Raw genomic sequence first — 11,078 nt, forward strand, 5'->3', positions numbered from 1 at the left:
GAGTCGGTCTCAACTTGTCGAACCAATCAGTAAAAAAAATGTCGTCAGCCACCGGCAAATGCTTCAAGCACTTAGCCGAGTCGCCCCCACAGGTTCAATAACCGTGATGACAACGATGGTGACGAGTTTCTTGAACTGCCCGTTTCTCTCACATGATCTCTAAATTCTCGAAGCCGGAGTTCTGCTTCATCAAGCACGCCCCCTTCACGATCACTCGGCTCGGAATCGGCGTGCGCTTTCTGCATTTTGACTTCAAGGTCGTGCCGCATTCTGGCAATCTCAGCCCGTTCCCGAGAAAGCCGAATCTCTTCTTCCCGCGAAACGGTTCCCTGAGCTTCTTTAACTTTGACTTTCAGGTCCGCAATTTCCTGTTGAGCGGATTCCATTTCTTCTTGAGCCGCTGTAATTTGCGTCCGTAAGTTTTCGGTCAATCGTTGCAAGGCTTCGGTTTTGGCACTGGTCGAGTTCGCAGAGAGAGCGGCCTGAGTTTCGGTACGCTCCTCCTGAAGATGTTTCATCTTGATCTTGAGTTGCTCATTCTCGGCTTGCCATTCTTCAGAAAGAAGTTCAAACCGTTCCTCGAACTCTCCCAACCAGCGGGCAAGCTGTTCCCGTTCATCCTTTTCAGCCTGATTAGCGTTGTCTGCTGCGAGTACAAGGTCCTGCAGAACGCGAATGTTTTCATCTTTTTGGTGCAACTCACTCAGCAAGACTTCGAGTCGATCGACAAGCTTCTCGACTTCTTCCCGCGTCGGCAGATCTTCATCATCGACATGATCAACAAACGCTGCTTCAGGGAGATGAGTCGCGGAATTGGTTCTTAATTCTTCCTGCAACGACAGAACTTCCTCGCGAAGCAATTCGATCATTTCCTGTTGGAACGGATCGGACGCAACCGCCTGATTTTGAAGCTGTCGCGAATCCAGTCGCTCACGAAGCACTTCGAGTTCCGCCTGAGCCTCTTCCAGCTCAATCGTCAAAGAGGCGACCTTCGCTGAATGATCAACAACAGGAAGATGACTTGTCAGCCCAGCAATGTCGTTCAGCTGAATTGACTCGACGCCCAGTCCGTTCTCCGACTCTTCCTCTTCAAAAGTCGGACTCTCGGCCTGGCCATCGGCTGATTCAGTGTAATCCGGTTCAACGACAGGATTTGAATAGGTGTTCGGAGCTGGCTTACTGTCGCGCAACTTCAGTTCGATTACGTTCTGACCGACTCGAACTTCGCAGTCATAGTTGACATCCACATCTTGAACCCGTGCCTCGTTGACATAAGTTCCGGTCTGCGAGTAACAGTCTCGCACGTTGACAACTCCGTCGATCACAGAGAGCAGGCAATGCAGCCCCCCCACTCCTTCGCTTTCCAGACGCAATTCCGCAGTCCCATCGGATCCAACGGAAACGGTCTGACCTTCGCGTAGAACGCGGGTGATGTATTCGCCGCCAGGAATCTGGACCGAAATGGTCGCCATGGCAGCTGTATTTTCGATAAAGACGTCGGTGCTCATTATTTGGATTCTCCCATGGAGAGAAGTTCACCCATATCGAGGCCGGATGACTTGCCCGACGAAGTTTTCGATTCAGGAAGCAAGTTCAAGACATCGAGGACTTCGTCGTATGAATAAGGGCGGTGAATCACGAGAAGCTCAGAAAGCTCGGCAGCCAGCGGAGGACAGTTTCCTTCTTCAGGAGCGATCAAACCGATCGGAGTGGTCGCGAGTAACTCCGCAACTTTTCCTTCAAGGCACTTCGGTAACCGAAGTTCGTCCTCACCTGTCACTTCGACTAACAAGTAATCAGCAGCTTTGCGATTGACTAGAAGTTGTAAACCAAATTCGTCGCGGACCACTTTTCCTGACCAGGGGTTGCTGGAATCCGCGAGAATTTCTCGCAGCAGGGATGAGCCTTCCGGATTTGATTCGAGCGCCACAAGATTGCGCCCACTGGCGACGGTTTGGACATCGACCCAGTCGGCAATGCGGAAACCTTCGAGGCAGCGATAAGTTTCTTCGAGTGAAAGGTCAACTTTCTCTGCGAGGAGTTCAGTTGCAATCGGCTCTGTGCCAAGGTGTGTCAGCAATTGGAGTTGCTTGGCTCCCAAACCTGATCGATCCAGATTCTGTCCACGCAACCCACGTCGAATCCAACCTTTGTTTTCTTCAATCGACGTATTCTCATCGTTGCCACAACTCATGGACGCTTCAACCAGGATCCCTGCAAGACTACTTTGCAGCGGAGTTCTGCGGAAGAGTGCCGGAAGTTCTCGCGACGCACTGAAAGAGAATGCAATCGGAGTCTTTTCGAAACATTGCCAAGTTAAATATGCGGCCTGGAATCTCAACAGGGTTCGCAAAAGTCGAGGATCGAGAACCTTGCGGTCTAACAGCTCAACAAAACCGTCAACCTGAGAATTGAAGCCACTGCTCATCGTGAAACGCAGAACAGGCGCCAGTTCCTTCAGTGACTCCGGCAACTTCGTCGCGACGGCTTCGGGAGTGACTGACGAGGAAACGACAGCCTGAATCCGTCCCTGATCAAGATAAAACCAAACTCGATCATGCTCCAATTCGACTTCCAGAACTCCATGCTTGTTCCCGTTGTTCAAGAAGTCGAGGACTTCACGCAGAGAAACCCAACTGAAATCCCCCGAGAGCGAAGAATCTGACACTTCTTCAACAACTTCGGGAACAGCTGTTCCGTCCGATTGTGAAGAAACAATCATCGCTCCAACTTCGAGAGCGTTCGCAATGGTGATCTTCAGAAGTTCGGGTTTAAATGGTTTGGGAAGCGAGTCCACAACATTGGCGACATCCATGTATTCCACATACGCTTGCTTACGAAGCGTCGATGAAACAACAAACGGGATGCTCCGGCACTCCGGCATCGCAATGATTTTTTTGCAGACTTCAATTCCGGTTGTTCCGGGGAGTTGATGATCCAGCAAGATGATATCTGGAATCAGTTGCGGAGCGAGTTCGAGTCCTTTCTCTGCAGTTGGAGCGAGAACCACTCGATATCCCGCTTGCGAAAGATGGCTGTCCACCATTTTTCGAATCGTTGAACTATCATCAATGACTAAAACTGTCTGTGTCGACATTCATGTTCTCCAGAACTTGTATAATGTTGTTCCAAGTGTATGAACTCAGAACTGATCGATAATCTGAATATGGCCTCTCAAACACTGAGTAAATTTTTCCTCAGTGAGTTTCCCGGAGAGCTACTAAACACTTGCGGAAGCTGCTGTTTTCGAGTGGCGGAGTGCCTGGGCAATTGATTTCACCAAAGTGTCGTTAACAGGTTTGGCAAACATTCTGATCACCCCTAAGTTCGCAATGGTTTCTGCAGTTTGTGGATCACGTCGACCGGAAACGACAACCACTGGTAAGTCGGCAAATCGATCAACTCGTCGAAGAGCCGTAATGAATTCAATTCCGTTCATCCGCGGCATGTCGATATCGGAAACAACTCCGTCAAAATCGCCGTTCCTCAAGATGTCCAGCGCTTCAGCCCCATCTGCTGCCTCGACAATTTCAAAGGAATGCTTCGAGAGCTTTCGGTTCATCGCTTTTCGCACACTCAGCGAATCATCGACAATGAGAATTCGCGCCGAATTGGCGTTCAATCCCCGCAGGTTTGCCGACTTTTTCCAACTGGAATTTCGAGCATTTTGTTCCGATGAATTTGCCGATTCTGCTTGATTCTTCAGCTGATTCGCAAAATCAGAAAGACGAGGAACATCCAGCATCAAAACTGTTTCCGCTTCACCGGAGAGTGTCACTCCAGAGAAGCAACCGTGATGGCTAAGTAAACGAGGCAAGGAACGTACAACTACTTCCTCCACTCCGACGACGGCGTCGACAGCGATGGTCAGTTTTCCTTGAGTTTCCGCACTCGAATTCTGTCGTCCCTCAGCATTGAGATTCTGACGCAGCGAGATGATTCGCTGGCTTGCTGACGGAAAGGAAGGAATCCCCATCAGGTCACACAAGCTGATTACATTGACATCGGGACTGACTTGCCCGTCGGTTTGTGTTCCAAACACTGAGTGCATTGGCAGTGCAAACAACTGTTCTCCCGAGCGAACAACCATTGCATGCTCAATCGTAGAACGCAGCGGGATCTCCAGCACGAAGGCTGTGTATTCACCAACGACCGATTCAATCGTGATCCGTCCCCGCATGCTGCGAACCATTGAAGCGACAACATCCATCCCGACGCCTCGACCAGAAATCTGGCTGACTTCCGTTTTCGTCGAGAATCCAGGCTGAAGAATCAGTTCGCGCAATTGCTCTCGTGATGGAGTCATTCCAGGGGTAATGAGTCCCAGTTCACGTCCCCGTTGTTCAAGTTTCTGCTCGTCCAGTCCGCGCCCATCATCACGGATTTCCAGGTAGAGTGAGGTCGCATCGGACCAGGAATTCAGCGTCACTTGTCCTGTCGCCGGTTTCCCGAGTTTCTTACGGTCTTCGGCTCCTTCAACACCGTGGCTGACCGCATTCCGAATAATATGCATCAACGGTTCGTACAAACGTTCTTGCAGCGACCGCTCTGCACGTGTTCCCTGTCCTTGAAATTGCAGTTCAACGGACTTCCCTTCTGCTTTACTGGCATCGCGAGCCACGCGATACAGTCTTCGGAACAGTCCGGCAATCGGCTGTCGACGAAGTTCCATCAGTTCGGTTCGGTAGCAGCCGATCAAATGAGAAATCGTCGAGTTATCCTGAGAAAGTGGGTCAAAAACCTCCTGAAGCGTTCGCCCTAACTCCGAGACATCTTTGGCGATTTCTGAAATCGAAGCTGTCAGTTGCTTGTTTCGGTTTTCCTGTTTCTGGACGCTGTCTTCTTCGTTGACCGATTGATGATAGTTATGCGGGTCGATCTCTTGAGGTCCAGCATAGGTGTCGACCAGTCGTAAACGCATCGCACAGTTACTGACATCATGATGCAAATGTCGGAGCGATCCGACATACGTTTCACGTCGATTTCGCAACATCACAAGCTCGGCCAACAGGTCCATCAGCCGATCGAGGCGGGATGCTTCAATTCGAACGTACGTTTCTCCCCCTCCATCAGTCGCCGTTTCGCCAGATGAGGCTGGAGCTGAATAATCGGAAGCAGGTGCTGGCTCGGAACTGTTGGGAACAAGTTTTTGAAGTTGCTGACGAACGAAATCAACCCCTTCAAGAAGTGGGTCCGTCTGAATCTCTTCACCGGCTGTAGACATCGCTTCAACCTGGTTTTCCAGATTGTGCAGATACTCCGCCAGCCCAGTCAAACCGACTGTCCCGGACGCTCCTTTCAAAGTGTGAAGCTCACGGCAGAACTTCTGAAGTGGCTCGACATTCTTTTTGTCGTTGTCCAATTCGAACAGGCACATCTCCATGCCAGCCAGACATTGCTGAGCATCATCCACATACGCAGGAATCATCTCAGGATCTTCGAGTGTCTCCTGAACAATCGATTCTTTGTTAATGACAGACGGTTTCCCAGCAGCCACGGGACGATCTACAAAGACGTCCTGAAACGCTGTTTCGGAAGCTGGCTTCGGCTCAGGCGGTAAGCTCATCCCTCCCATGGTTTCAAGCGTTGAGAGCAATGCCGAGACATCGACAGCTGGAGCTTCGACATCTTCGCTGACAGATTGTTCATCGATCAGAAGGTTCTCATCTCCCCAGGATTGGCTGCCAGCGTCTTGCCAAACGTCATCATTGTCTGCGGTGAATTTCTCCGAATCAGCCAATAAATCGAGGTATTCTCCCCAGCGGGCATCCAGAGAATCGAGTGTTTCCTGAATCGCAGTCAGCGAGTCCGGGTAGTCGTTGAGAGACTTCTCAACAGTAGGTAATGTTTCGTTGCAGTAGGCGAGAATCTCTTGGCAATACTCTTCGCTTCCACCTTCTTCTTGCCAGGTTTCTGCCAGTGAGGTCAAATCGACGAGTGACGCCGAGAGCGTTTGCAGTTCGATCGCACCGACGTCATTGGCTGCATTGGCAAGCTGAGAGAATCGCGAGCGGACTGCAGCAACTGCTTGCGAGCCCGAAAGGTCATCGGAATGATTATTTTGGGGACTCATATTACACCTCATCCGATTCGTCGTCAGCAAAGACGAGATGTTCTCGATCGTGCATGTTCACCCGTTTCTGCTCAGGTAACTCGCGTCCCCGTTCGGATTGGTGCTGGCGAGCTTCGTCATCGCAGTTGAACATCGGAGCCATCCACAATTCGAGATCTTTCGTCACCGAAACGACTTCCCCGGCAGAGGACTTCACATTCGTTGCACGTTGATGAATTCCATGGGAAAGTGTCGCCACTTTTTGCATGACGTTGATCATGTCTTGCGTTCCCCGGAGTTGATTCATGGTGATCCGTGAAATGTCCCCTACACGCTCCGCTGAATCCGTGGAGGTCTGACTGATGCGTTCCAGAGCGACTCCCGCTTCATTCACACGAGCAACCCCCTCTTGCACTTGTGTCCGTTGTTCCGCCATTGCGGAGATGGTGTCCTGAGTTTCCATTTGGATGGACTCAACCAGATCGGCAATTTCACGAGATGCAGTGCTTGTATGTTCCGCCAGTTTGCGAACTTCTTCAGCAACGATGGCGAATCCACGTCCCTCTTCACCGGCCCGCACAGCTTCGATTGATGCGTTCAGAGCCAGCATATCGGTCCGTGTAGAAAGTGTTCCCATTGTTTCCACAATCGAACTAATCTCTTGTGACCGCTCACCAAGTGAAAGAACTTTGCGTTCTCCAGCTTCCACGTAAGCACGAATGTTGTGCATCCCCTCGATCAGCTTGTCGATCAAATTCTGGCCGAGAACCGCCGCTTCTCGAGCATCAATCGCAGATTGATTTGCAGACTTTGCGTTGCTCAAAATGAGATCGATGTTTGTCGAAAGCTCTTCAACGTTTTGAATCGACCCATCCAGGGTCGTCGTTTGATTCTGCGCATCCCCGATTGTCTCATCTGCTCGATTCGAAATCGCTTCGACGTGAGTCAAGATCCGGCCGACTTCGGCACCGACTGCCCGCGAGATTTTTGCAAGGACCTGTGAGAGCAAACGGCCATCCATGCTCACTTTCTTTGATGAGCCATTCTTGGCACTTTGCGGAGAGAGTTGCTCCAGGACTTTCTGGATTCCCAATCGTCCTTCACGCTTCCACTCTTCAGACTGCCCAACGAGTTTAGCCAACTCATCCAATTCCGGGACTCCAGAATTGATGTCGGAAACCAATTCATTGCGATCGATACAAATGACGATTTTGCGAATGGCCTTTTCGAACCACCAGACTGCCATCGTCGCCGGAAGGATCACTCCTAACGGCAACACCATCGCATAAAACATCAAAAGCGATTTCTCAGGAGATTGACAGATCAGTCCGACAATCCCGCCAGCAGAAAGCGCTGTCACGGTGTGTGTAATAAATAACCGAAATCGATATGTCATTCGTCTCTCTCCGAGGTGTGGTCCTCGATTATCTACAGTGCGGGGCTATCCGAATGTTCTAGAACTGGTCTCAAAACTTTCTGTTCACTTCTCTGGTACAGAGAAAGTTCGCGATTCCAGAGGTTCTGAAACTGCTTCTAGAGATGAACTCTGTTCAAAATCCTGTTCTTTGCTCTGGAATGCAGGATTGAGCTCACGAGACGCTAATTCGTAAATTCGAATGCTGTCCAAAATGCGAATAATGTTGTCGTTGTAAGTTGCCCAACCAATCACGGTTGAATCCCAACCTTCGAGTTCTTCCGGTGAATTAGATGGCTCAAGCTCGACCAGTGTGTCCAGTTCATCAACGAGAAGCCCCCAGTCACCGTCACGCTCTTCGATGATCATCAGGTACTCATCGCTTCCGTAAGGTTCTTCCGGAAGAATGGCACTCAAGTTGAGTACAGGCACAAATTCACTTCGAATATGGCTCAACCCGGACAGGAACCGGTTAGTGCGAGGGACCGAAACAAATTTCGGTCGCGGCATTACTTCGCGGATCACCTGGGCAGGAAGTGCAAGCCAGACTGAACCACGCCGGAAAACACAATAGGTTGGCTTTTGGGTCATTTCAGTTTCTTCAAGTCTTAAATTCGTATCTAATTTCGTAACTGTTCAGTGATGTCGATCAGGTTCGCAAGTGCCATGAAAACAATCAGGACGACTCGCTAACTGATTGTTCATGATTCGTTTTGAGTCTCTGCTCAATTTTCAAAGCAAGCTCTTCCAAGCGAGAGTTTTGTTTCGGATCAGAACTCTTTGGTGGCGGAGTCGATGAGAGATCATCTCGCAAGACGGACGTAATACCGAGTTCCTGAGCCGCTGAGATATAAGCGGGTCGCTCACTTCGGATTTCATTGCCCCGCACATCTTCCCACAATGTTTTTTCCAGCTTCAAAACGATCTCAGACACAGCTTTCCAGTCCTTCAGGAAGAACTGTTCGATCGATGATCTCCATTCACGCACCCCTTCAACTGAAAGGGAGCCAATGTTCAATTGATTTGAGGAGTTCTTGCGAGTTGTCATTCCAATTGCCAATTAAATAGGAAGAAATGAAATTGAGCAGCAAAGCGGAAGTTGAGCTATCGAATGATTCCACCGCTGACAAAAGCCTCATCTTCAAAGTAGCGACACCACCGCACCTGTACTTTGAACTCACTTGGAAGTTGCTTCACTTGAGTCACAGGCTGGCAAACATATTCAGAATCCACCGAGAGGGGCTCAAAATGCATCAGAGAAATCCCAATCGCATGCTCCCCCCCCTTTGTATCCATCGTGACATCACGCACGATTCCACTAATGGCGCGGTCTGCAACGATAATTTTCACCTCAACCGGGAGCGGAGACCGCTCACCATTACGACGACATACGGGTGTCGAAGTTTTGCTTGTGCTTTTAGAGGATGAAGACATGCTGGTCCCAAGTCGGAAAGGCTCAAGTTGTGTCAAAAAACAATTGGTCTCATGTGGAACTTATTTCATCAATCCAGGGGAGAACCCTGAATTCCGAGAAGATTCCAACGAACGTTTGACCGCTAGTTGAATCAATTTGTCAAACAGATTCCTGAGGATTTTTCTGCCGCATCAAAAAACGCATAACCGCGTCATTCAGTACGTTGCAAAAAATCAACGTCAGCAAAGTTCGCTATCAGTATCTGGTCTCAGCCATTTCCGAGTGGAAATTTCGCAACGACCCGGATCTCAAAGAGCATGATTTCAGAGAAGACTTGAACATGTCGAAGCTGTATTCAAGAATGCCTGTTTCCTCCACGAACACTTGAAGTGAAACTGATCATGGCGAAACAACACGCACCGCGATTTCTGGATATCGTCAACGATGCAAAATCTCGGGTCGCAGAATGCACCGTTGACGATGTTCGGCGAATGCAAAACGAGCAGGAAAAATTTACTCTCATTGACGTCAGAGAAGAGAGCGAGTTCGCGAATGGGCACTTGCCCGATGCCATTCATCTCGGAAAAGGGGTCATCGAAAGAGACATCGAGAAGAGCGTTGCAGATGTGAATGAGAAAATCGTGCTCTACTGCGGAGGAGGATTTCGATCCGCGCTGGCTGCCGATGCACTTATGAAAATGGGATACACAAATGTCATCTCAATGGATGGGGGCTGGAGCGGATGGAAAAACGCTGGATACGAGACCGTCTAAAACAGATCCAAGATTGGCCTGCAGATTCGGCCTCGTCGTGAGCAGCCTGTGAAGTCACGACACGAAGCTTTGAAAGTGAGCATCACGGGGACGACAAACATCGAAAATGCCGGAGTGCTCGCTTTACAGTCAGACCGAATAAAACCGGTTCTCTCAAGAGAGACGCTGAACACCAAACTTTGGGGTGAATCGACAACACTCTAGAGCATCTTTCGAATTGGTTTGCAGGATCTGCCTCGTGGCGAACAGCATTTTTACTGGAGAAATGCGTTCTTCACGGGCACACGGTAGAGCAAACTGCTCTAGTGTTTCCTGTTTCTGCGAAGATCGCTTTTCAAATGAGGAATCGGTGCCGCGTCCCCCTTTGACCGCTGAACACTCGAGTCTCAATCCATTCGATCACGAAGAGCACTCTCAAAGTTGCCCAGACTCCTGCTGACTGGCCACGAACCGTGACAGAACTTCGCCATCCTTGAGAATAAACAAAGCGTCGCAAGTTGAGACACGGTCTCAATATGACACAGTAAGCCCTCGAACTAGCCGCTATTGTCTTGACACCTGAAAATTGCGGTCCTAAAAATTGACCATATAGAAGATTGACAAAAGTCCTTCCAAACAGAAATCCGATTCATCCGGAAAAGTGATTGATTCTTTCCATTTTAGAATGACTCACTAATTTTGAATGACTGACAATTTTGCTGAGACCATCCTGCTGAAACCTTCATCCTAAGATCTTGCCACCAACTGAGATGTCGATGGTGGGGCTTTCGATGGCTGTTTCAAGCTTCGATAGAGCGATATCATCTTCACAAACTGCAATTCACTTATTTAGCCAGAACAATCAGCGACTGATCAGGATCATGATTGGCCCTTTGTTCTAAGATTCAAAAGAGTTCATCAGGGAAAAGGAAAGTCAGATGACACACGTCGTTGCGGAACCATGCTTTAACTGTAAATACACAGACTGCGTCGTCGTTTGCCCAGTCGAATGCTTCTACGAGGGAGAAGCAATTCTTTACATTCATCCAGATGAATGTATTGATTGCGAGGCATGTGTGCCTGAATGTCCTGTTGAAGCGATCTTCCACGAAGACAACCTCCCTGAAGAATGGGCTGGCTACACAGAACTGAACGCAGAAATGGCTCCTAACTGCCCAGTCATCACTGAAAAGAAAGAAGCGATGGGCGGAGATGTCGGCTAAAGAGTTCGCCAATGAGACTCCAGTGATCATTCCTCTCGTTAGAAGAGCGATCACTGGTCCTGGTTTTCCCGGTAAACTGGAAACCTATAACGCGAGACAAGTTCGCAGATCGTAAAACGCAGAACCTAAGAGGCAGAACCTAAGAGGCAGAACCTAAGAGGCAGAACCTAAGAGGCAGAACCTAAGAGGCAGAACCTAAGAGGCAGAACCTAAGAGGCAGAAC

The 11,078-nt window shown here is 49.5% G+C and carries 10 protein-coding genes; 3 read left to right on the forward strand and 7 right to left on the reverse strand.

Features of this window, described 5'->3' with window-relative positions:
- Positions 1 to 71: 71 nt before the first annotated feature.
- The 7 genes from ACN0YR_RS19110 to ACN0YR_RS19140 form a co-directional block, all read right to left on the reverse strand.
- Positions 72 to 1,508 carry an FHA domain-containing protein gene (locus ACN0YR_RS19110; RefSeq protein ID WP_417850811.1) on the reverse strand — a complete coding sequence of 479 codons (1,437 nt, stop codon included), beginning with the start codon at positions 1,506 to 1,508 and terminating at the stop codon, positions 72 to 74.
- Positions 1,508 to 3,097 carry a response regulator gene (locus tag ACN0YR_RS19115; protein WP_417850812.1) on the reverse strand — a complete coding sequence of 530 codons (1,590 nt, stop codon included), beginning with the start codon at positions 3,095 to 3,097 and terminating at the stop codon, positions 1,508 to 1,510. The genes ACN0YR_RS19110 and ACN0YR_RS19115 overlap by 1 nt, the downstream gene beginning before the upstream one ends.
- Before the next feature lie 123 nt (positions 3,098 to 3,220).
- Positions 3,221 to 6,073 carry a response regulator gene (locus ACN0YR_RS19120; RefSeq protein ID WP_417850813.1) on the reverse strand — a complete coding sequence of 951 codons (2,853 nt, stop codon included), beginning with the start codon at positions 6,071 to 6,073 and terminating at the stop codon, positions 3,221 to 3,223.
- A gap of 1 nt (position 6,074) precedes the next feature.
- Positions 6,075 to 7,448, reverse strand: a complete 1,374-nt coding sequence (locus ACN0YR_RS19125; protein ID WP_417850814.1) for a methyl-accepting chemotaxis protein — start codon at positions 7,446 to 7,448, stop codon at positions 6,075 to 6,077.
- An 84-nt stretch (positions 7,449 to 7,532) separates the two neighbouring features.
- Positions 7,533 to 8,057, reverse strand: coding sequence for a chemotaxis protein CheW (locus ACN0YR_RS19130; protein ID WP_417850815.1), 525 nt, complete (start codon positions 8,055 to 8,057; stop codon positions 7,533 to 7,535).
- Between the two features lie 85 nt (positions 8,058 to 8,142).
- Positions 8,143 to 8,514: a hypothetical protein gene (locus tag ACN0YR_RS19135; RefSeq protein ID WP_417850816.1), complete on the reverse strand. Its 372-nt coding sequence runs from the start codon at positions 8,512 to 8,514 to the stop codon at positions 8,143 to 8,145.
- Positions 8,515 to 8,570: 56 nt separating this feature from the next.
- Positions 8,571 to 8,900, reverse strand: a complete 330-nt coding sequence (locus ACN0YR_RS19140) for a hypothetical protein (protein WP_417850817.1) — start codon at positions 8,898 to 8,900, stop codon at positions 8,571 to 8,573.
- 381 nt (positions 8,901 to 9,281) lie between these two features.
- Between ACN0YR_RS19140 and ACN0YR_RS19145 the strand changes: the two genes are divergently transcribed.
- The 3 genes from ACN0YR_RS19145 to ACN0YR_RS19155 all read left to right on the forward strand — a co-directional run bounded on the left by ACN0YR_RS19145 (position 9,282) and on the right by ACN0YR_RS19155 (position 10,855).
- Positions 9,282 to 9,653: a rhodanese-like domain-containing protein gene (locus tag ACN0YR_RS19145; RefSeq protein ID WP_417850818.1), complete on the forward strand. Its 372-nt coding sequence runs from the start codon at positions 9,282 to 9,284 to the stop codon at positions 9,651 to 9,653.
- A 48-nt stretch (positions 9,654 to 9,701) separates the two neighbouring features.
- Positions 9,702 to 9,857, forward strand: coding sequence for a hypothetical protein (locus ACN0YR_RS19150; protein WP_417850819.1), 156 nt, complete (start codon positions 9,702 to 9,704; stop codon positions 9,855 to 9,857).
- A gap of 713 nt (positions 9,858 to 10,570) precedes the next feature.
- Positions 10,571 to 10,855, forward strand: a complete 285-nt coding sequence (locus ACN0YR_RS19155; RefSeq protein WP_145199584.1) for a ferredoxin family protein — start codon at positions 10,571 to 10,573, stop codon at positions 10,853 to 10,855.
- Positions 10,856 to 11,078 lie beyond the last annotated feature (223 nt).

Source organism: Thalassoglobus sp. (assembly GCF_048270125.1).
Lineage (GTDB): Bacteria > Planctomycetota > Planctomycetia > Planctomycetales > Planctomycetaceae > Thalassoglobus.

Bases quoted from the DNA above. Each gene is read 5' to 3' on its own strand.
- ACN0YR_RS19130 (WP_417850815.1), bottom strand. From the start codon at position 8,057: ATGACCCAAAAGCCAACCTATTGTGTTTTCCGGCGTGGTTCAGTCTGG.
- ACN0YR_RS19110 (WP_417850811.1), bottom strand. From the start codon at position 1,508: ATGAGCACCGACGTCTTTATCGAAAATACAGCTGCCATGGCGACCATT.
- ACN0YR_RS19145 (WP_417850818.1), top strand. From the start codon at position 9,282: ATGGCGAAACAACACGCACCGCGATTTCTGGATATCGTCAACGATGCA.
- ACN0YR_RS19120 (WP_417850813.1), bottom strand. From the start codon at position 6,073: ATGAGTCCCCAAAATAATCATTCCGATGACCTTTCGGGCTCGCAAGCA.
- ACN0YR_RS19125 (WP_417850814.1), bottom strand. From the start codon at position 7,448: ATGACATATCGATTTCGGTTATTTATTACACACACCGTGACAGCGCTT.
- ACN0YR_RS19155 (WP_145199584.1), top strand. From the start codon at position 10,571: ATGACACACGTCGTTGCGGAACCATGCTTTAACTGTAAATACACAGAC.
- ACN0YR_RS19135 (WP_417850816.1), bottom strand. From the start codon at position 8,514: ATGACAACTCGCAAGAACTCCTCAAATCAATTGAACATTGGCTCCCTT.
- ACN0YR_RS19115 (WP_417850812.1), bottom strand. From the start codon at position 3,097: ATGTCGACACAGACAGTTTTAGTCATTGATGATAGTTCAACGATTCGA.
- ACN0YR_RS19140 (WP_417850817.1), bottom strand. From the start codon at position 8,900: ATGTCTTCATCCTCTAAAAGCACAAGCAAAACTTCGACACCCGTATGT.